At 73.6% G+C, this 19256-nt stretch carries 16 protein-coding genes and 1 pseudogene; 10 read left to right on the top strand and 7 right to left on the bottom strand.

Annotated features, from left to right (window positions below; genetic code table 11):
* Positions 1-2 precede the first annotated feature (2 nt).
* The 3 genes from mpaB to AC069X_RS20125 all read right to left on the bottom strand — a co-directional run bounded on the left by mpaB (position 3) and on the right by AC069X_RS20125 (position 2487).
* The gene (mpaB, locus tag AC069X_RS20135; RefSeq protein ID WP_478729956.1) at positions 3-1079 is read right to left on the bottom strand and encodes a daptide biosynthesis RiPP recognition protein; all 1077 of its coding nucleotides are present in this window, start codon (positions 1077-1079) and stop codon (positions 3-5) included.
* Positions 1080-1224: 145 nt separating this feature from the next.
* Positions 1225-2184 (bottom strand): LLM class flavin-dependent oxidoreductase, encoded by a 960-nt coding sequence (locus tag AC069X_RS20130; RefSeq protein ID WP_478729955.1) that lies wholly within the window; start codon positions 2182-2184, stop codon positions 1225-1227.
* 45 nt (positions 2185-2229) lie between these two features.
* Complete coding sequence (locus AC069X_RS20125) at positions 2230-2487, bottom strand: hypothetical protein (protein WP_478729954.1); 258 nt, start codon at positions 2485-2487, stop codon at positions 2230-2232.
* A gap of 266 nt (positions 2488-2753) precedes the next feature.
* On the opposite strand from AC069X_RS20125, the gene AC069X_RS20120 reads away from it, so the two are divergent.
* Positions 2754-3734: a LuxR C-terminal-related transcriptional regulator gene (locus AC069X_RS20120; protein WP_478729953.1), complete on the top strand. Its 981-nt coding sequence runs from the start codon at positions 2754-2756 to the stop codon at positions 3732-3734.
* Between the two features lie 218 nt (positions 3735-3952).
* Here the strand turns inward: AC069X_RS20120 and AC069X_RS20115 are convergent, their stop codons facing one another.
* Entirely contained in the window at positions 3953-5143 is a 1191-nt protein-coding gene (locus AC069X_RS20115; RefSeq protein WP_478729952.1) for a helix-turn-helix domain-containing protein, read from the bottom strand.
* A gap of 114 nt (positions 5144-5257) precedes the next feature.
* On the opposite strand from AC069X_RS20115, the gene AC069X_RS20110 reads away from it, so the two are divergent.
* The 3 genes and pseudogenes from AC069X_RS20110 (at position 5258) to AC069X_RS20100 (ending at position 6698) form a co-directional block, all read left to right on the top strand.
* Entirely contained in the window at positions 5258-5674 is a 417-nt protein-coding gene (locus AC069X_RS20110; RefSeq protein ID WP_478729951.1) for a hypothetical protein, read from the top strand.
* 129 nt (positions 5675-5803) lie between these two features.
* Positions 5804-5908, top strand: a pseudogene (locus AC069X_RS20105) (NUDIX hydrolase); the annotation flags it as partial.
* Between the two features lie 118 nt (positions 5909-6026).
* Positions 6027-6698: a pyridoxine/pyridoxamine 5'-phosphate oxidase gene (locus tag AC069X_RS20100; protein ID WP_478729950.1), complete on the top strand. Its 672-nt coding sequence runs from the start codon at positions 6027-6029 to the stop codon at positions 6696-6698.
* On the opposite strand, the gene AC069X_RS20095 is transcribed toward AC069X_RS20100, so the two are convergent.
* The 3 genes from AC069X_RS20095 to AC069X_RS20085 all read right to left on the bottom strand — a co-directional run bounded on the left by AC069X_RS20095 (position 6695) and on the right by AC069X_RS20085 (position 8430).
* Positions 6695-7114: a Zn-ribbon domain-containing OB-fold protein gene (locus AC069X_RS20095; protein ID WP_478729949.1), complete on the bottom strand. Its 420-nt coding sequence runs from the start codon at positions 7112-7114 to the stop codon at positions 6695-6697. The two genes, AC069X_RS20100 and AC069X_RS20095, sit on opposite strands and share 4 nt — an antisense overlap.
* Entirely contained in the window at positions 7111-7563 is a 453-nt protein-coding gene (locus AC069X_RS20090; RefSeq protein WP_478729948.1) for a DoxX family membrane protein, read from the bottom strand. The genes AC069X_RS20095 and AC069X_RS20090 overlap by 4 nt, the downstream gene beginning before the upstream one ends.
* A 96-nt stretch (positions 7564-7659) precedes the next feature.
* Complete coding sequence (locus AC069X_RS20085; protein WP_478729947.1) at positions 7660-8430, bottom strand: maleate cis-trans isomerase family protein; 771 nt, start codon at positions 8428-8430, stop codon at positions 7660-7662.
* 165 nt (positions 8431-8595) lie between these two features.
* Between AC069X_RS20085 and AC069X_RS20080 the strand changes: the two genes are divergently transcribed.
* The 6 genes from AC069X_RS20080 (at position 8596) to AC069X_RS20055 (ending at position 19141) form a co-directional block, all read left to right on the top strand.
* Positions 8596-9747 (top strand): flavin-containing monooxygenase, encoded by a 1152-nt coding sequence (locus AC069X_RS20080; protein WP_478729946.1) that lies wholly within the window; start codon positions 8596-8598, stop codon positions 9745-9747.
* Positions 9748-9964: 217 nt separating this feature from the next.
* Positions 9965-12193, top strand: coding sequence for an acetate--CoA ligase family protein (locus AC069X_RS20075; RefSeq protein ID WP_478729945.1), 2229 nt, complete (start codon positions 9965-9967; stop codon positions 12191-12193).
* Between the two features lie 577 nt (positions 12194-12770).
* Positions 12771-13496 (top strand): enoyl-CoA hydratase/isomerase family protein, encoded by a 726-nt coding sequence (locus AC069X_RS20070; protein WP_478730096.1) that lies wholly within the window; start codon positions 12771-12773, stop codon positions 13494-13496.
* 95 nt (positions 13497-13591) lie between these two features.
* On the top strand, positions 13592-14842 hold the full coding sequence (locus AC069X_RS20065; protein WP_478729944.1) for a DUF11 domain-containing protein: 1251 nt from the start codon (positions 13592-13594) through the stop codon (positions 14840-14842).
* On the top strand, positions 14839-16932 hold the full coding sequence (locus AC069X_RS20060; RefSeq protein ID WP_478729943.1) for a hypothetical protein: 2094 nt from the start codon (positions 14839-14841) through the stop codon (positions 16930-16932). The genes AC069X_RS20065 and AC069X_RS20060 overlap by 4 nt, the downstream gene beginning before the upstream one ends.
* Before the next feature lie 82 nt (positions 16933-17014).
* The gene (locus AC069X_RS20055) at positions 17015-19141 is read left to right on the top strand and encodes a DUF11 domain-containing protein (RefSeq protein WP_478729942.1); all 2127 of its coding nucleotides are present in this window, start codon (positions 17015-17017) and stop codon (positions 19139-19141) included.
* Positions 19142-19256: the final 115 nt, after the last annotated feature.

Here is a 19256-nt window from a genome sequence, read left to right as displayed (position 1 = left end):
GGTCAGTGCCCCGCCGTCACGAGCTCGCCGGAACGGTCCGCGAGGAGAGCCGCCGGGCCGCCGGCGGCCGCGCACAGGGTGATCCCCGCGTCCTCGAAGTACGTACGGACCTGCTCCAGCCCGGCCCGGTCCGCGTAGTCGGCGCCCGCGTCCACCGAACCGGCGACCAGCAGCACCTCCGCGAGGGCGGCGGCGACCGGGTCGAGGCCGAAGGTGCGCCCGCTCGCCGGGTCGTGGACGAAGGCGTGCTCGCCCGACCACAGCAGCAGCGGGAGCAGCGCGTCGGTCGTGTCGGCGGCGGCAGCGGCGGGGACCGACGCCGCGGCGGCGCCCAGCCGTCCGCCGAACCCGGAGACGCGTACGTCGGCGGCCAGGCCGCGGGCCCGCAGGTCGCGGACGGCTCCGACGGCGGCGAGGTAGCGGCCGAGCCAGGGGCGTTCCGCGTCCGGTCCGCCGTCGGCGGCGCCGGCGGCGGCGGCGCCGTCGAGGAGCAGGCGGGTCTCCAGCTGCTCCATCGTGTCCTCGCCGAGGACGCCGAGCCGGGTGCCGCCCGGGGCGGTGGACAGGACGCCGTCCCGGTCGGCGTACAGCCGGCGGCGGGGGCCGTCGCCGGCCGTTCCCGCGCCGAGGGCGGGCAGGTCGGCGAGCTGGATGACGGGGTTGGTGAGGAAGTCGGGGAAGGCGCCGGTCTGCCGGGCCTGGTCGGCGTCGGCGAGGTAGGCGTCCCGGTCCATGTCGTCGGCGACGCGGATCAGCGTCGGGCCGACCACGGACATGTAGGCGCTGACGCCGTAGTTCTGGATCTGGAGGTAGAAGTCCGTGCCGAGGGAGGCTTCCAGGCCGGGCTCGCTCAGCGAACCCTCGTAGCCGGCGAGGACGGGGCCTTCCGGGGTGTCCGTGCCGTCCGCGGGGTGGCCGGGTACGAACACCACGGAGTGCGGGCCGACGAGATCGGAGTCGAGCAGCGCGGAAAGGTGGTCGGGATTCTCCAGGACGACGGTCGCGGAGCCTGTCGCGGAAAGTTCCGCGCCGGGCTTTCCGGTACCCCAGAGCATCAGATGCCGTTTGATTCCCGCCATGACTCCCCCTTCAAGGAATGCGAGGCAAAACAAAGCGATTCGGTGGACGCGGTGGACGCGTCGGATCGACTCCGGACCGAGCCGGGTCGGGGCATGCCGGACCGGGGCCCGGCCGTGCTGCGGCCGGACCCGGACGGTGCCGGGTTCAGGCCAGGGCGGACAGAATCGTCCTGAGTTCTTCGGAGGCCGCCTGCGGGCCGTGGCAATTGGCCACGCCGGTGACGTTGAGGACGACTTCGTCGACGCCCGCTTCCTCGTACTCCTTCAGCTGTGCGACGAGTTCCGTGATGTCGCCGCCGAGGAATCCGCGCCCTTCGACGAGGGCGCGCGCGTCCAGCTCCCGGTCCGTTCCGGTGATGCCGATCCCGGCCTTGCGGAGCATGTCGATGTAGTGCGGGAGTGCCAGGTGCGCGGAGTTGCTGGCCAGCGCGGTTTCGGCGGCCGTGCGGCCGTCCCGGGCGAGGGCCAGCGGCACCATCGCCGTCAGCCTGGGCACGGGCCGGCCGGCCTTCGCCGCGCCCTCGCGCAGCGCCGGCAGGACGGTGTCCCGCAGGTAGGAGGCCGGGGTCAGCCAGGTGATCGCCACGTCGGCGACCTCCCCGGCGAGCCGGGCCATGGCGGGCCGCAGCACGCCGAGCCCGATCTCCACCGGGGCGGAGGGGTAGGGCGCGAGCTGCGCGTCGCAGGTGACGTACTCGCCCGCCATCCGTACGTTCTCCCCGGCCAGCAGGCCGCGCACGGCCGTCAGGTACTCGCGGGCCGCGGTCAGTGGACTGCGGTACGGGGCCCCGCGCAGGGCCTGCTGGAGGGAGGGCGCCCCGGGTCCGAAGCCGGCGGTCACCGGCTGCCCGGTGGCCAGGGCCAGCGAGCGGGCCTGGAGCGCGGCCTCGTAGGGGTGGCGCAGCGGCATGAGCGTCACGCCCAGCCCGGTGGGGACCCGGAAGCCGGCTCCCGCGGCGTGGACGAAGCCCTGGTGGGGTTCGACCATCAGGGACTGTCCCTGCCAGAGCCGGTGGGCGTGGGTCCAGTGGACGAGGCCGGCGTAGGGGAGGATCTGTTCCGGGCGGGTCGGCAGGAACGGTATGAGTACCGAGTACGCGGTCATGGTGTCGCTCCCCTCTCTTCTTCCTCGTTCTGTCGTTGCCGCCGGTTAAACCCAGTCGAACGTTTCGCGCCGGTCAACGGGCGGCTTGCCCTTGCCGCCGCACTTCGAGAAGTCGAAGTCCTCGACTTCCACCACGGAGAGGAAGCAGCGGGCCTTGTCCGCGGCGGCCGGAGCGGACGCGGTGAGCGCGTCCTCGGCCGGCGGGTGGATGAAAGGCCCGGAGAAGGTCAGTCCGGCCGCGACCGCGAATCCCGCGATGACCGAGGCGATTCGGGTGCGCCCGCCGAGCTGGTTCTTCTTCATCGTTTCCCCCTGTGTGGATCGCCGTTGTTCCGACACGGAGAACATTGCCGAAGATGCGAGTCGCGTTCGAGTGATTCCGGACGCAGCTTCCTGCGTCGGTGTGTGCAACAAGCTGCACGGATGGTGGAACCAAGAGCGGTGGGAACGCTTCCGTTACCCATGGTCAGCCGGTGTCCTCGTTCGTATGATCAGCCCACCGTGCTGACCACACGGGGCACCATCACAAGGGGGAACCATTGCGCGCCGGAAGCCTCATCCACCTGGGGATGTCAGCCGAGGACGAAGACCTGTACAGATGCCTGCTCCGCCTGACGGAGGGCACGCCCCCCGTACTGGCCGAGCACCTCGGGGTGCCGGAGCCCGAGCTGGAGGAGTGGCTGGCGCGGCTGGAATCGATGGAGCTGACCTCCCTGGCCGACAACGGCAGCATCCGGCCGGCCCCGCCCGCGATCGCCGTGCAGCGGCTGATCGACCTGAGGCTGCGGGAGCTCCAGGAGGAGCTGCGGCGGGTGGCCGCCGAGCAGCGGGTGGTGGAGTCGCTGCTCGCGGAGCGGGACGCGGTACGCCCGGCCCCGCGCGAGGCGTCGGAGCGGCCGGCGATCGAGCGGGTGGAGGGGACGCCCAACGTCCGGGCGGTGATCGACGAGCTGACCTTCTTCACCCGTGAGGAGGGGCTGACGACGCAGCCGCACGGGGCGCTGAGCCCGGCCAGCATCGAGGCGTCGCGGCCGCTGGACGCCCGGATCCTGCGGCGGGGCATCAAGATGCGCACCATCATGCGCCCGGCGGCGGTGGAGGACGCCCCGACGCTGGCCTACCTCCAGGAGATCTCGGCGATGGGGGCGGACATCCGGATCTCGGACAAGCCGCTGGAGCGGATGCTCGTCTTCGACCGGGCGGCCGCACTGACCCCGATCGACCCGCAGAACCCGCGCCTGGGCGCCCTGGTGATCCGCGAGACGGGGCTGGTGGCGAACCTGGTGTCGCTGTTCGAGCGGATGTGGTCGGACTCGGTTCCGCTGGCGGAGGCGGTCGCGGCGCGGCAGGGCCCGGAGGGCGGGCTGAGCGAGATCGAGCGCACGGTGCTGGCCACCATGTACCAGGCGGAGAAGGACGAGAGCGGGGCCCGCGAGGTCGGCGTCTCGGTCCGCACGTACCGCAAGTACGTGGCGGACCTGATGCACCGCCTGGGCGCGACGAACCGCTTCCAGGCGGCCCTCCTGGCCCGCGACCACGGCTGGATTTGACACCCCTGGCCTGGGCCGGTGCGGGACGGCCCCGTCCGCCGACGGGGTCGACCACCGGCTCCTCGTCGTCCTCGTCGCCGTCGTCGCACGTCTCGGTCCCGGCATGGAAGGCCCGCAGCACCCGGCGCGTCCCGCCGGGCTTCGGGCCGACTCCGCCGGGTTGAGCGGCATCTCCCGGACGCACTCGGCGCAGGACGGGCCCAACCGGTCTTGCCCCCTCAGGCAGCCGCACCGATCCTCTGGGAAAACCTGCGCAGCCCGGGCATCTCGGGGTTCATCACCAGCAGCTCCGAGGCGATGGCCCTCACCTTCGGCCGGGTCGCCTCCTCGGGCGCGTACGACGCCAGGGCACGCAGGGCGTGAAATGCCTTCTCCGGCTCGCCGAGCCCCTGCCACACGCGGGCAACGTCCATGCACATCCGGCCCCGCCTCTCGGCGTTCGGCAGCCGACGGGGATCGATCTTCTCCGCGTAGTTCAGTGCCTGGTCGTCCTCCCCGAGCGCGTGGTGAACGGAGATCCGGAAGACCTTCGCCTGATCCTGTCCGAAGACCCCTGGGATGAAGAGACGCTGAGCGGCGCTCTCCCGACGCATCGCCGTCTCCTCAGCCTGGCCGATCAGCTCCAAGGCCTGCCCCCGCCAGCCTGCTTGCGCGGCGCTGTACGAGGCGGTCAGCATCAGCGTCCCCTTCATGGCCAGCTCCTCGGACCGGCCACCGAGCCGGTCCGCAGCCTGCCGAAGGTGGTCGATGGCCGCCTGATACTCCCCGCCGCGTCGCAGTGTGACGCCCATCGAGTGCGCAGCCTCCCCCATCACCACGGCGTTGCCGGTCAGCTCGGCCTGGGCACGGGCCCGTTCGGCCGCGATGCCCGCGAACGGCCCCTGGTAATTCTTGATCGCAAGCTGGGCGAGCAGCACGTACGCGCGGGCTGCGATGTCGTGGGCCTGCGACGCCAAGGAGCCGGAGATAAGCGGCGGCAGGGTGCGGCTCAGCCTGCTGTATTGCGCTTCCTGGAACACCGTCCGGGCCTCGGCCAGCGCAGCCGCGAGCGACGCTCGGGACGTCGGCCCCGCTTCCGGCAGGCGGAACAGCGACCGCTGGACCAGTTCCTTGGGATCGACGGCGGCTGCGGCGGCCGCGCCGGGCAGAGCCGCGGCGATACCGACTCCCAAACCGAGCGTAAGCACGTTTCGGCGGTGCACGTCATCCCCTTCGAGTCCGACATCGGCAGCAGTCAGACCCAGGACACCACACAAAGCGGCCAACGCGGGATCGTCCGGCTGGATCTTCCCGGTTTCGACCCGTGACAGCCAGGACCCGGAGTATCCGACGCCCTTGCCCACTTCCCCTTGTGACAGGCGTTTGGCGTTCCGAGCCCGACGCAGCACATCCCCCAGCGAATCGCCCATGCACAGAGTGTGCCGATGCATGCACAGGGTTTGCAGACCTTCCGTCAGACATGGTCCGAACGAGCCTGCACGGCTTCACTGTCCGTAACACCCCATCGGACTGGAGCGAGCGCCATGAACGAGTCCCTCCCCCGTCGTACCCCACTGCGCCGACAGCTCGAAGAACCCGACACGCGCATTCCGTGGCACGCCTTCGCCGCCGGAGCCGACGCCACCAGCGTGTACGGCCAGCCCTCCCCGGCCCTGATCGCGAGGGCGAGGCGCGGCTGGCGGAAGCTCGGTGACCTGCACGCCCGCATGGACACGGCCGACGAGGGAGGTATGACGCGTCCCCCTTCCTGGCTCCACGAGGGCGCCCGGGTCCTGGACCCTGCCAAGGACCGCGAAGGCATCGTCCAGTTCATCGGCGAGTGGGAGGACCCGCAGACCCGGCGCGTCATCCCCCGTGCGATCTTCCTGCGCCCCGAGGGCGGCGGTGTCGAGTGGGTCGTCGCGGACCACCGGGCGCTCCGCCAGGCCGACGCCCGCTGAACACCCGACGCCCCTTCCCCTACCGCCCACCGAAACATTCGAGCTATCCGGTGATCCCGGGCCGGCCCGCTCTCACGCGCGCCGCACGTACGCCACAGTGGGTGCCCTCCCACACCGGAGGAGGATCCCGTGCACAAGCTGATCGCCCGCATCTGGCACATCATCCGCGGCCCCATGCAATGGCGCGTCCTGTGGCTGGCCCACGCGAAGTTCATGGTCGGCGTCACCGGCATCTGATCCTCGGGACAGCGACCTGATCCTGGCCCCTGACGAGCACGTCGTCGACCCCACGGGAGAGCTGGCCGGCCAGCTGATCCGGCTGCGCCCGAGGACACCCCCTAGCCTGGGCGGCATGAGCAGCAGCAGTGAGTTCCACGAGGTCCTGCACTCCCTGCGCGTGTGGGACGTCCCGCTTCCCGGGTTCGATCCCGCGGGTGCGCCCGGCGCGCCGGTGGAGTTGTTCCGGGAGTGGTTCCTGTCCGCCGCCCGGGCGGGGCAGCCCGAGCCGCACACGATGAGCCTGGCCACCGTGGACGCCGAGGGGCGGCCCGACGCGCGCGTGCTGATGCTGCACGACGCCGACGAGCGGGGCTGGCACTTCGCCTCGCACTCCACGAGCGCCAAGGGCCGCCAGCTGGCGGGCCGGGCGAACGCGGCGCTGGTCTTCTACTGGCCGTCGGTGGCGCGGCAGGTGCGGATCCGGGGCCGGGTCGTGGCCTGCGGGCCCGAGGAGAGCCGGGCCGACCTGGCGGTGCGCTCGCGCGGGGCGCTGGCGGCCGCGCTGACCGGCCGGCAGAGCGAGGTGCTGGGCTCCGCCGAGGAGCTGGCGCGGGCATCGGCGGCGGCGTGGGAGCGGGCGGGGGCCGAGCCGGACGCGCCGGCGCCGACCTGGACCCGGTACGTACTGGAGCCCGCCGAGGCGGAGTTCTTCCAGGGCGACGCCGCCCGCCGGCACGTCCGCCTGCGCTACCGCCGGGCGGACGGCGGCGGTGACGGGTGGGTGCGGGAGCTGCTCTGGCCTTAGGCCGTGTCCGGGCGGAAGACCGCCACCCGGACGCCCTCCGCCGCCTCGCGGAAGGCGACGCGCAGGGGCATGCCGACGCGGAGGTCCTCGTACGGGCAGTCGACGACCTCCGTCATCATCCGGGGCCCCTCCGCGAGGTCGACGACGGCCGCCGCGTAGGGGACGCGCGCGCCGAAGGGCGGGAGGTCGTTGCGGTGGACGACGGACCAGGTGTAGAGGGTGGCGCGGCCGCTGGCCTCCTCCCAGGCGACGCGGTCCTCGCCCGCCCAGCAGGAGGGGCAGAACTCGCGCGGGTAGTGGTGGGCGCGCCCGCAGTCGGCGCAGCGGCGCAGCAGCAGGCGGCCTTCGGCGGCGGCGTCCCAGTAGGGGCGGGTGAACTCGTCCGTCTCGGGGAGGTCGTACCGTGCGGTGCTCACAGGAAGAGTCCGATCGTCGCGTCGAGGGACCAGGTCTGCCAGGACATCGCGAGGAGCGCGACGAGGGAGATGAGGGCCATCATCGAGTTCTGGCCCTGTTCGGCCCAGTCGTGGATCATCAGGACCAGGTAGAGCAGGTTGAGCAGCAGGCCGCCCACGAGCGCGACCGGGGTCAGGAAGCCGAGCACCAGGCCCAGTCCGAGGGCGAGTTCGGCGTAGACGACGAGGTACGCCATCAGCTTGGGCCGGGGCCTGACGACCTTCTCGAAGCCGCCCTTGACGAAGGCCCAGCGGTGTTTGCCGGCGACGTCGGCGGCCCAGGCGATGCCGGTGCCGCGCTCGAACCAGCCCTTCTTGTCCTTGTGCCGCCAGCTCTCCAGCCACCACAGGCCGAGGCCTATGCGCAGCACGGCGAGCCATTCGGCGCCGGTGAGCCAGATGGTCTGCACGGTTCGCCCTCCCCCTCCACCCACCCATCCGATCTGACGGTACGTCAGTTCAGCGGATCGGGGCGGATCGCGCAAGGGTCCCGCAGGGGTCCGTCCTCAGGCGACGGAGAACAGCCGGCCGTACCCCGTCACGCCGGCCGCCGGTTCGCCCGCCGCGCGCAGGGCGGCCCACAGCAGCACCTGGTTCGCGGTCAGCACCGGCCGCTCCAGATCCGCCTCCAGGGCCTCGATCACCCCGACCGCCCGCAGGCCGTTGCCGCCGACGACCACCGCCGCCGCCTCGTCCGGGACCTGCTCCAGCACCCAGCCGTACAGGGCCTCCGGCCGGATCAGCGCCTGCCCGCTGGGCAGCCCGCACGGGGCGGCGTACGAGACCTCGAACCCGGCCTCCTCGTAGTAGCCCCGGCCCAGGTCGTTCAGGGTGGTGTCGAACCACGGCGGGTCGACCAGCGCGAGCCGCTCGACCCCGAGCGCGCGCAGGGCCTCCACGACGGCGGCGCAGGTCGCGACCACCGGCAGTCCGCCGGCCCGCTCGCGCAGCCGGTCCAGCATGTACGCCTCCCCGCGCGCGCCGATCACGTACGCGGAGCTGGTGAAGGCGTAGGCGATCGCCGCCACCGGCGCGGCGGCCAGCAGCTCGGCGGCGTCGTCCACGTGCGGGGGCTCGGCGAAGGCCCGTACGGGAGCGAGCGGCACGGTGAGCCCCATCGCGCCGCCGGGCCCCATCGCGGCGAACGGCACCCGGGCGACGTGCAGGCCCACGTCCGCCGGGGCCATGGCGCGCAGCTCCGATTCGGGGCCGACGTCGGCGTGGGGGGTGAGGACACCGAGGCGGACGCGCACGTCCCACCCGTCGGGCTGCCACATCGCGCACGCACTCCTCTCCGAGGGCCGGATGCCCTACTTTGTCACCCCTCGCACCGCACGGGCGGCGGGCCGCGCCGGAGCGGTCCGCCGCCCGTGATCGATCCGCAATCGATTCCCTCCTCGTCCGAGACCCATCAACGCCCCGTGTCGATACGCTCACTGGCCATGCCCGAGCCCGACCTCACCTCCACCGAGCCCCGCCCCGTGTACGTGATCGGCGCCGGCCCCGGCGGCCTCGCCGTCGCCGCCGCCCTGCGCGCCCGGGGGGTGCGCGCCGTGGTCGTCGAGCGGTCCGGCGCGGTCGGCGCCTCCTGGCGGGGCCACTACGAGCGGCTGCGCCTGCACACCACCCGGCGACTGTCGGCCCTGCCCGGGCTGGCGATCCCGCGCCGGTTCGGGCGGTGGGTCGCGCGGGCCGACGTGGTGCGGTACCTGGAGAAGTACGCCGAGTTCCACGAGCTGGAGCTGGTGACCGGCGTCGAGGTGACCCGGATCGAGCGGGCCGCCGACGGGGAGGGCTGGACCCTGCACGCCTCGGGCGGGCGGCTGCTCGCGGCCCGCGCGGTGGTGGTGGCGACCGGCTACAACCACACCCCCGCACTGCCCGACTGGCCGGGCCGCGCGGCGTACACGGGGCGGCTGCTGCACGCGCGCGACTACCGGAACCCGGCGCCGTTCGCCGGGCAGGACGTACTCGTCGTCGGCGTCGGCAACACCGGGGCGGAGATAGCCGTGGACCTCGCCGGGGGCGGGGCCGCACGGGTGCGGCTCGCCGTGCGCACCGCCCCGCACATCGTGCACCGTTCGACCCTGGGCTGGCCGGCGCAGCGCACCGGGATCCTCGTGCGCAGGCTGCCGGTGCGGCTGGTGGACCGGCTCGGGGCGCTCGCGGCCAAGGCGGTGCCGGACCTGTCGGCGTACGGGCTGCCGCGCCCCGTCTCCGGCCTATACAGCCGGATGCGGGAGGGGGCGGTGCCGGTGCAGGACGTCGGCCTGATCAAGGCCGTGCGCACCCGCCGGGTGGAGCCGGTGGCCGCCGTGACCGCCTTCGACGGCGACGCGGTGGTGCTGGCGGACGGTACGCGGATCACCCCGGACGCGGTGGTCGCGGCGACGGGCTACCGGCGCGGGCTGGAGGGCCTGGTCGGGCACCTGGACGTGCTGGACGAGCGCGGCCGCCCCATCGCCCACGGCCCCCGCGCACCCCGCAACGCCCCGGGCCTGTACTTCACCGGGTACACGAACCCGATCAGCGGCATGTTCCGCGAGCTGGCCCTGGACGCCGTACGGATAGCCAAGGCGCTGGCGCGCGGATAGCGGGGGCGGGGCGGGGTGGGGTGGGGCGGGGTGGGGCGGGCCCCGGAGGGCCGAAATCACCCCTGTACCGACGAGGAGGCCTCTGCCACCGTTCAAGCACACCACCTCCACCACCTTTCCTGCGCATCCCTGTTCCTGACGGCGCGTCAGTTCAGTAATCTGACTACGCGTCAGTTAGTCAGGGACGGGATTCATCGAGCAGGGAGCGGGCGAAGCGATGCTTGGATCTACTCACGGCACCCTCACCACCGACTTCCGCGCACGCGTCGACGCCTGCGGGGAGACCCCCCGGACGGCCGTCCACTCCCGGACGACCGCCGAGGACCCGTCCGCACTGGACGTCAGCGGACGGCCCCTGCACTCCGACGTGCCCGACCTGGACCGGTTCTTCCGGCCCGAGTCCGTGGCGGTCGTCGGCGCCTCCGACGCCGAGGGCAGGCCCAACACCGGCATCACCCGGCAGCTCATCGCCTGGGCCGAACGCGTCGGTGCCCGCGTCCACCCCGTCCACCCGACCCGCGCCGCCGTCTTCGGGCTGCCCTGCCACGCGTCGGTCGCCGAGCTGCCCGAACAGGTCGACCTGGCGGTGCTCCTCGTCGCGGATCCGGTACCGGTCATCGAGGAACTGGCCGACACCAAGGTCAAGTTCGCCGTCGCGTTCGCCTCCGGCTTCGCCGAGACCGGCGACGCGGGCGCCGCCGCCCAGGCCCGCCTCGCCGCCGCCGTCCGCCGCTCCGGACTGCGCCTGCTCGGCCCCAACACCAACCTCAACGCCTTCGAGGAGTTCCGCGACGACCTCGACGGCCCGGCCATCGCCCTCATCACCCAGTCCGGCCACCAGGGGCGGCCCGTCTACACCCTCCAGGAGCTGGGCATCCGCCTCTCCCACTGGGCGCCGACCGGCAACGAGGCCGACCTGGAGACCTCCGACTTCATCTCGTACTTCGCCGAGCGCCCCGAGGTCGGGGCCATCGCCTGCTACGTCGAGGGCCTCAAGGACGGCCGGTCCTTCCTGCTGGCCGCCGACCGGGCCGCCCGCAACAAGGTCCCCGTCGTCGCCGTCAAGGTCGGCCGCACCGAGACCGGCGCCCGCATGGCCGCCTCCCACACCGGCAAGCTCACCGGGGCCGACACCGTCGTGGACGCCGCCATGCGGCAATTCGGCGTCATCCGGGTCGACGGCCTGGACGAACTCCAGGACACCGCCGCCCTCCTGGCCCGGGCCCGGCCGCCGCGCGCCGACGGGGTCGTCGTGTACTCCATCTCCGGCGGCACCGGCGCCCACTTCTCCGACCTGGCCACCGAGGCGGGCCTGACCCTGCCCGCCCTCTCGGAGGCCAAGCAGGCCGAGCTCCACCAGTGGATCCCCTCCTACCTCAACGTCTCCAACCCCGTCGACAACGGCGGCCACCCCGTCGGCGACTGGCGCGGCCGCAAGATCATCGACGCGATCCTCGCCGACCCCTCCGTCGGCGTGCTGATCTGCCCGATCACCGGCCCGTTCCCCCCGATGAGCGACAAGCTCGCCCAGGACCTGGTCGACGCCGCCGAAGCCACCGACAAACTGGTCTGCGTCATCTGGGGCTCCCCCGTCGGCACCGAGGACGCCTACCGCACCACCCTGCTCGGCTCCTCCCGCGTGGCCACCTTCCGCACCTTCGGCAACTGCATCACCGCCGTCCGCGCCTACCTCGGACACCACCGCTTCACCGCCGCCTACCGCTCCCCCTTCGCCGACGCCCCCCGCACCCCGTCCCCCTCCCACCGCAAGGCCCAGGCCCTGATGCGGCCCGGGCAGCAGCTCAGCGAACACGCCGCCAAGCAGCTGCTGCGGGCGTACGGCATCCGCGTCCCGCGCGAGCAGCTGGTCACCAGCGCGGCGGCGGCGGTCCGGGCGGCGGGCCTGGTCGGCTACCCGGTCGTCATGAAGGCCTCGGGCCCCCAGCTGGCCCACAAGACGGAACTGGGCCTGGTCAAGGTCGGCCTCACCTCCGCGAGCCAGATCCGCGACGCGTACCGCGAGCTGACGGACATAGCCCGCTACGAGAGCGTCCCGCTCGACGGGATCCTGGTCTGCCAGATGATCGAACGCGGTGTGGAGATGGTCGTCGGCGTCACCCAGGACCCCCTCTTCGGCCCGACCGTCACGGTGGGCCTGGGCGGCGTCCTGGTGGAGGTCCTGGGGGACGCGGCCGTCCGCGTACCGCCCTTCGGGGAGGACCAGGCCCGCACGATGCTCCGCGAACTGCGCGGGCACGCGCTGCTGGAAGGCGTACGGGGGGCACCGCCGGCGGACGTGGACGCGCTGGTGGAGGTCGTGCTGCGGGTCCAGCGGATGGCGCTGGAACTGGGCGACGACCTCTCCGAGCTGGACATCAACCCCCTGATGGTGCTGCCCCGTGGGCAGGGCGCGGTGGCGCTGGACGCGCTGGCCGTCTGTCTCTGACGCGCCGCCGCGCCGCTCGCGCGGTGCGGCCCGGGAGTGCCCCTCCGGCACCGCTGCCCCGTACTCCGTCCGTCGGGTGGGGGGCGGGGCCGGTGCCCGTGGCCGGTGCCGGTGCCGGGGGGCGTGGGCGCGTGGTGGGCCGCTGCGCGGAGCCGGCCCCTCCCCGCCCTTCCACCGTTCCCAGGGGCTCCGCCCCTGACCCCGTACGGGCGCTCCGCGCCCGCGCCTCAAACGCCGGCGGGGCTGGAGAATCCAGCCCCGCCGGCGACATCCAGCCCCGCCGGCAACATCCAGCCCCGGCCGGCGACATCCAGCCCCGCCGGCGTTTGAGGCGAGAACGGGTGAAGGGCGGGGAGGGGACAGCCAGCCCCGCAGGGCCCCGCACCCGCCACCCGGCACCGGCCACCCGCACCAGCACCAGCACCAGCACCAGCACCAGCACCAGCACCCCGGCAACCTGACCCGCCCGGCCAGGGCAACGGCGATACCGACCCCCGAACAGGAGCACCCCGTGGACGAGGTCCTGCACCGCACGGACGCCGGCGTCAGCTGGATCGTCCTCAACCGGCCCGACGCCATGAACGCCCTCACCTGGGACCAGCGCGAGCGCGTCATCGCCCTGCTCGACGCCGCCTCCGCCGACCCCGGCGTCCGTGCCGTCGTCGTCACCGCCACCGGCAGGGGCTTCTGCGCCGGCGCCGACCTCCGCGGCAACGGGAACGGCGCCACCGCCGAACGCGTCGCCGGTGACGTCGCCCGGATGATCCGCCGCGGCGCCCAGCGCCTGATCACGGCAGTCCTCGACTGCGAGAAGCCCGTCATCGCCGCCGTCAACGGCACCGCCGCCGGCATCGGCGCCCACCTCGCCCTCGCCTGCGACCTCGTCATCGCCGCCGAATCCGCCCGCTTCATCGAGGTCTTCGTCCGCCGCGGCCTCGTCCCCGACGGCGCCGGCGCCTACCTCCTCCCCCGCCTCCTCGGCCCGCAGAAGGCCAAGGAGCTGATGTTCTTCGGCGACGCCGTCCCCGCCGAGGAGGCCGCCCGGCTCGGGCTGGTCAACAAGGTGGTCCCGGACGACGGGCTGGAGGACGCCGCCCGCGAGTGGGCGGAGCGCCTCGCGCAGGGTCCCACCCGTGCGCTCGCCCTGACGAAGCAGCTGGTCAACGCCTCCCTGGACGGTGACCGCGCCACCGCGCTGGCCGCCGAGGCCACCGCCCAGGAGCTCAACATGACCACGGCCGACGCGAACGAGGGCGTGGCGAGCTTCGTGGAGCGCCGCACTCCGAAGTACCTGGGCCGCTGAGGCCTGCCCCGAACGACTGAAATCGATCACCCATGAGGCAGCAGTGATCAACTCACCGCGCCACCCACCGCGCATTCATGTGAATAGCTGACCGCATGGGTCCTACTTGGCGAGCGAAAACCCGGCTGCCGCGCGCGCTGTGCGCGGCCACCGCCTCCGTGTTCCTGTCCGCGGCACCGGCCGCAGCCGCGGACACGCCCACGGACACACCCGCCGACCTGGCCGTCTCCGCCGCCGTACGTCAGGCACAGACCACACAGAACACCCAGACCGCACGCGCCGCCGAGACGTACGACTACCTCGTGACGGTGACGAACCACGGCCCCTCCACCGCCCGGCGGGTCACGGTCACGGACCGCCTCCCCGCCGCCCTGGAGTTCCTCTCCTCCCGCGACGGCTGCACGGCCGCCGGCCGGACCGTCACCTGCGGCCCCCTCCCGGCCCTCGCGGTCGGCGCCTCGCACACCTGGGTGCTCACGGTGCGCCTCGCGCCCGGCTACCACGGCGACGGCGAGGACATCGTCAACGAGGCCGTCGTCGGCGCCGGCACCGCGGATCCCCGCCCCGAGAACAACTCGACCGCGCTGACCGGCCTGGTCCTCCCGCCGAGCGCGCGCGCCGCGGACCTCTCCCTGACCAAGACGGCCGTGCTCGCCAAGGGCCGTGAGGACGTACGGCCGGGCGAGAAGTTCACCTACCTGATCTCGGTGCACAACGCGGGCCCGGCCACCGCCCGCCAGGTCCTGGTCACCGACCGCCTCCCGGCCCCCCTGACCCTGCTGTACTCCGCGGACGACTGCGCGTCCGCCCCCGGCGAGGCGCCCGTCGTCCGGTGTCCCGCGCTCGACCGGCTCCCGCCCGGGGCGACGGCGGAGTTCCGCCTCACCGTGCGCGCCGCCACCGGGGAGGAGGACCGGGCCAACCCCCCGGGCGGCGGCCGGTGCACCCCGATCGAGAACGTCGCCCGCGTCACCTCCGCCGTACGGGACCCCGACCCGTCGGACAACGCCAACGACCCCGGCACGACCGGCCCGAACGGCGGCCGCCTGTGCCTGGTCCGCGCCCCCCGGCCGCACCACCACGCCGACCACGCCGACCACGCCGGACACCCCGACCACGACCACCACGACCACCCCGGGAAGCCGGACCACCACGAGGCCCGGGAGCCGAACCGCCCCGGCGGGGACAAGCCCCCCGCCCACCAGCCGCACGCCGAACCCCCCGCCCCCGCCGGGCAGGCCGAGCTGGCCGACTGCGGCACCCGCCTCCCCCGGTGGCTCACCGGGGCCTCCGCCGCCCTCCTCGTCGGCGGCACCGTCCTGCGCCTCACCACGCGCCGCCGATGAGCACCGCCACCCGCCTGCTCAAGGCCACCGCCGCCCTGCTGTGCGCCGCCGCGCTCCTGACGCCCGCCGCCCCCGCCGCCCCCGCCGAATCCGCCCAGCGCCCCCGCGCCGCCCTGGCCTTCCCCGTCAGCGAGCCCTTCGACAGCTCCACCAACCTCGGCACGACCAGCGGCAACGCCTCCTACCCCGCCGGCGGCGGCTGGCTGCGCCTCACCTCCGCGAGCAACAGCCAGGCCGGCACCTGGAAGATGAAGGACACCTTCTCCACCACCCTCGGCATCGTCGCCGAGTTCCGCTACGCCACCTACGGCGGCACCGCCTTCGAGAACAAGCGCGGCGACGGCCTGTCCTTCTACCTCTCCGACGGCTCCGCCGCCGACGGCACCGGCCCCTCCGGCGGCAGCCTCGGCTACGCCTGCTCGGGCACGGCCAATCGCTGTACGACCTCCGGCGTGCCCGGCGCGTACCTCGGCATCGGTCTGGACGAGTTCGGCAACTTCTCCTCCAGCTCCGTCGGCAACGGCGGCCCCGGCCCCCAGCCCAACAAGATCGTGGTGCGCGGCGGCGGCAGTGGCACGACGGGCTACCGCTACGCCACCGCCGCCGACGGGCCCGGCTCGACGGTGGAGACCGGCAGCCGGGCCAAGGAGCGCAGGGTGCGGATCTCGCTGCTGCCCAGCGGGAGCAAGATGCTGCTGTCGGTGTGGTCGGACAGCGGCCCGGACACCGCCCTCACCCAGCTGGTCACCGACTACGACGTCACCACGATCACCAACCAGCCCGCGCTGCCCTCCACCCTCAAGGTGGGGTTCTCCGCCGGCACCGGCGGCGCGACGAACATCCACGAGATCGACGACCTGACGATCAACGTGCCCGCCGACCTGAAGGTCGTGAAGTCGACCGCCCAGTCGACGGTGCCGGCCGGCGACCCGGTGACGTACACGGTCACCGTCTCCAACAGCCAGGCCAACGACGTGACGGGCGCCGTCGTACGCGACACCGTGCCCGGCCTCACCGACGTGACCTGGACCTGCACGGCCGGCACCGGCGGCACCTGCGGTACGGCCTCCGGCAGCGGCAGCACCCTGGACACGAAGGCCGACCTCAGGCGCGGCGGCTCCGTCACCTACACGATCACCGGCAAGGCCCCCGCCCAGCCGGCCACCCTCGCCAACACGGCGACGGTGACGGCCCCGGCCGACCGTACGGACACCAACCCGGCGGACAACACCTCCACCGCCTCCGACGTCACCGTCACGGCCCGCGCCGACCTGGCCGCCGACAAGGAGGCGATCGGAACCGGTCCGGTGGCGCCCGGCCAGGAGTTCGAGTACCGGATCACCGCCCGGAACCTCGGGCCGTCGCACACGCAGACGGTGCTGATGTCCGACACCCTGCCGGACCCGCTGCGCTTCGTGTCCTCGTCCAGCGGATGCACCGCGACCGGCCAGCGGCTGTCCTGCCCGTCCCGGGGCCCGGTCAACGCCGGTACGAGCACCTCGTGGACGGTACGGGTACGGCTGGACCCCGCCTACACGGGCGACGGCACGGACCTCGCCAACGTGGCGTCCGTCCGGCACGGGCTGCCCGACCCGCAGCCCGCGAACAACACCAGTGCCGCGGCCGGCCCGCCCGGCGGGCTCGCGGCGGCGCGGGCCGACCTGTCGCTCGCCAAGGCCGCGCAGGACCGTACGCCGGTCGCACCCGGGGAGACGTTCACGTACACGGTGACGGTGCGCAACGCGGGGCCGTCGGTGGCCCGGAAGGTGCGGGTCACGGACCCGCTGCCGGCCGGGCTGGTCTTCGTACCCGGGACCGCGGGGGACGGCTGCACCGCCTCCGGGCAGGACGTGACCTGCGGGACGGAGGCGGTCGTGGACCCGGGCGGCAGCCGCGCGTGGACGTTCACGGTGCGGGTCGACCCGGCGTTCGCGGGCGACGGCACGGCCCTGCGCAACACCGCGACGGCCGTGTCGGACACCGCCGACCCCAACCCCGCCGACAACAGCGGCTCGGCGGGCACCCCGGGCGGCCGGGTCGGCCCGCCGACCGCCGACATCGAGCTGTCCAAGGGCGTGCGCGCGGGCTGATCCGCCCCCGCGCGCCCGCCCTCCCCGATCTCCCGTACAGCGCTCTGTACGGTCTCGCACGCACGAAACGGAACGATGCGCGATGACGACGACCCCAGGCCGGCGGTCGGTGGCGCGGGCCCTCGCCCCGCTGCTCTGCGCGGCCGCACTGTGGGCCGCCCCGGCCCCCGCGACCGCCCAACCCAGGGCCGTACAGCCCACGACGGCGCGGGCGGTCTCGGCCGAGGTGACGACCCACCGGACGGTGGCCGAGGCGGCCAGGGCCCCCGGTGAGCTGATCACCTACACCCTCACCGCGAGGAACAGGGGCCCGTCGGTCGCCCGGAACGTGACGGCCACCGACCGGCTGCCGGACGGGATCACCTTCGTCCGCTCCTCCGACGGCTGCACGGCCGTCGGCCAGACCGTCACCTGCGGGCCCGAACCGCAGCTGGCGGCCGGGCAGAGCCGCAGCTGGAGCTTCCAGGCCCGGCTGAGCCCCTCGTACCAGGGCAACGGCTCCGACCTCGGCAACAGCGCGTCCGGCACATCGGACGCCACCGACCCGGACCCGGGCAACAACAAGCCCGATCCGGTGCTGCCGCCCGGGCCGTTCGACCCCGTCTCGGACCTGGCCACCGTGAAGACGCCGCTGGGGGCGGGGCCGACGGTGCCGGGCCAGGAGTTCGAGTACGAGATCCGTACGTCCAACAAGGGCCCGTCCGACGCGCGGAACGTGACGGTGACGGACTCCCTGCCGGACGGGCTGACCTTCGTCTCCTCCGCCGACCCGTGCGCGGCGTCCGGCCGTACGGTCACCTGCGGCCCGCTGGCCCGGATGATCCCCGGCGGAGACGTGGTGTGGACGTTCAAGGTGAAGCTGGACCCGGCCTACTCCGGAGACGGCGAGAACCTGCGCAACACGGCCACCTCCACCTCGGCGTCGAAGGACCCCGAGCCCGCCGACAACACCTCGCAGCCGGTGCTGCCGCCGGGCGGGGTGACCGAACCGCAGGCAGACGTGTGGACCACGAAGCGCACCGCGAACGACACGGTGATCGCCCCCGGCCAGACCTTCGAGTACGTGGTGACGGCCACCAACGACGGGCCGTCGCGCGCGGTGGACACCACCGTCACCGACAGGCTGCCGGCACAGCTCGCCTTCGTGTCCTCGACGGCCGACGGGTGCACGGCCTCCGACGGCACGGTCACCTGCGGCCCGCAGGCCGTGCTGGAGCCGGGCACGTCCCGGACCTGGCGGTTCACCGTGCGCCTGGACAGCGACTACACCGGTGACGGCTCCGACGTCCGCAACACGGCGACGGCCACCGCGCGGACCGAGGACCCCAGGCCGGAGAACAACACCAGCAGCCCCGCCGGCCTGCCGGGCAGCAAGGTCAACAAGCCGACCGCGGACCTCGGGGTGCGCAAGGAGGCCGTCGGCACCACGCCGCCGGCTCCGGGCGAGACCTTCGACTACCGGATCCGGGTCAGCAACTACGGCCCGTCGGCGGACGCGTTCAACGTGAAGCTCACCGACAACCTGCCCGAGGGCCTGTCGTACGTGGCGTCCACGCCGTCCGGCTGCACCGCCGCCGGCCGCCTCGTCTCGTGCAAGCGGACCGCTCCGCTGAAGGTCGGCGAGACCGTCGAGTACCTGCTGACGGTGAAGATCGACCCCGCCTACAAGGGCACGGGCTCGGACCTGAAGAACACCGCCGAGGTCACGGCCGACAACATCGACCCGGCGTCGGAGAACGACAAGGGCACCGCGACCGTCCCCGGCGGTCACGTGGCCGAGGCGTCCGCCGACCTGGCCATCACGAAGAAGCCGGTCCAGACCGCGGCGATCGCCCCGGGCGAGACCTTCGACTACGCCCTGACGGTCACCAACAACGGTCCCTCGCAGGCCGACCAGGTCACCGTCACCGACACCCTGCCGACGGCGCTGAGCTTCGTCTCGGGTGACGCGGTCTGCACCTCGGGCCGGACCGTCACCTGCGGCCCGCTGGCCCACCTGGCCCCGGGAGCCTCGATGACCTGGGTCGTCAAGGTGAAGCTGGACCCGGAGTACACCGGCGACGGCTCGGACATCCGGAACACCGCGACGGTGGACTCGCTGACCGCCGACCCGCGTCCGGCGAACAACACCAGTACGGCGGCCGGCCCGCCCGCGGGCACGGTCAAGGAGCCGACCGCAGACCTGGAGGTGGGCAAGACGACTCCGTGAACCCGGTCCGGGGGGGGGGGGGGAGGGCCCCCCGGTGGGGCCCACACCCCCCCCCCCCCCCTCAGCAAGCTTCCCGCGGCAACGAAGGGACCCCCCGCGGCTGACAGCCGATCCC

The organism is Streptomyces sp. NPDC043896 (assembly GCF_056435605.1).
This window is presented reverse-complemented; position numbering and strand designations above follow the sequence as displayed.

Excerpts from the sequence above, each read along its gene's own strand:
- AC069X_RS20100 (WP_478729950.1), top strand. The coding sequence starts at position 6,027 with ATGAGCAGCAGCAGTGAGTTCCACGAGGTCCTGCACTCCCTGCGCGTG.
- AC069X_RS20130 (WP_478729955.1), bottom strand. The coding sequence starts at position 2,184 with ATGACCGCGTACTCGGTACTCATACCGTTCCTGCCGACCCGCCCGGAA.
- AC069X_RS20080 (WP_478729946.1), top strand. The coding sequence starts at position 8,596 with ATGCCCGAGCCCGACCTCACCTCCACCGAGCCCCGCCCCGTGTACGTG.
- AC069X_RS20110 (WP_478729951.1), top strand. The coding sequence starts at position 5,258 with ATGAACGAGTCCCTCCCCCGTCGTACCCCACTGCGCCGACAGCTCGAA.
- AC069X_RS20115 (WP_478729952.1), bottom strand. The coding sequence starts at position 5,143 with ATGGGCGATTCGCTGGGGGATGTGCTGCGTCGGGCTCGGAACGCCAAA.
- AC069X_RS20070 (WP_478730096.1), top strand. The coding sequence starts at position 12,771 with ATGAACGCCCTCACCTGGGACCAGCGCGAGCGCGTCATCGCCCTGCTC.
- AC069X_RS20120 (WP_478729953.1), top strand. The coding sequence starts at position 2,754 with ATGTCAGCCGAGGACGAAGACCTGTACAGATGCCTGCTCCGCCTGACG.
- AC069X_RS20125 (WP_478729954.1), bottom strand. The coding sequence starts at position 2,487 with ATGAAGAAGAACCAGCTCGGCGGGCGCACCCGAATCGCCTCGGTCATC.
- AC069X_RS20060 (WP_478729943.1), top strand. The coding sequence starts at position 14,839 with ATGAGCACCGCCACCCGCCTGCTCAAGGCCACCGCCGCCCTGCTGTGC.
- AC069X_RS20075 (WP_478729945.1), top strand. The coding sequence starts at position 9,965 with ATGCTTGGATCTACTCACGGCACCCTCACCACCGACTTCCGCGCACGC.
- mpaB (WP_478729956.1), bottom strand. The coding sequence starts at position 1,079 with ATGGCGGGAATCAAACGGCATCTGATGCTCTGGGGTACCGGAAAGCCC.
- AC069X_RS20085 (WP_478729947.1), bottom strand. The coding sequence starts at position 8,430 with ATGTGGCAGCCCGACGGGTGGGACGTGCGCGTCCGCCTCGGTGTCCTC.
- AC069X_RS20065 (WP_478729944.1), top strand. The coding sequence starts at position 13,592 with ATGGGTCCTACTTGGCGAGCGAAAACCCGGCTGCCGCGCGCGCTGTGC.
- AC069X_RS20055 (WP_478729942.1), top strand. The coding sequence starts at position 17,015 with ATGACGACGACCCCAGGCCGGCGGTCGGTGGCGCGGGCCCTCGCCCCG.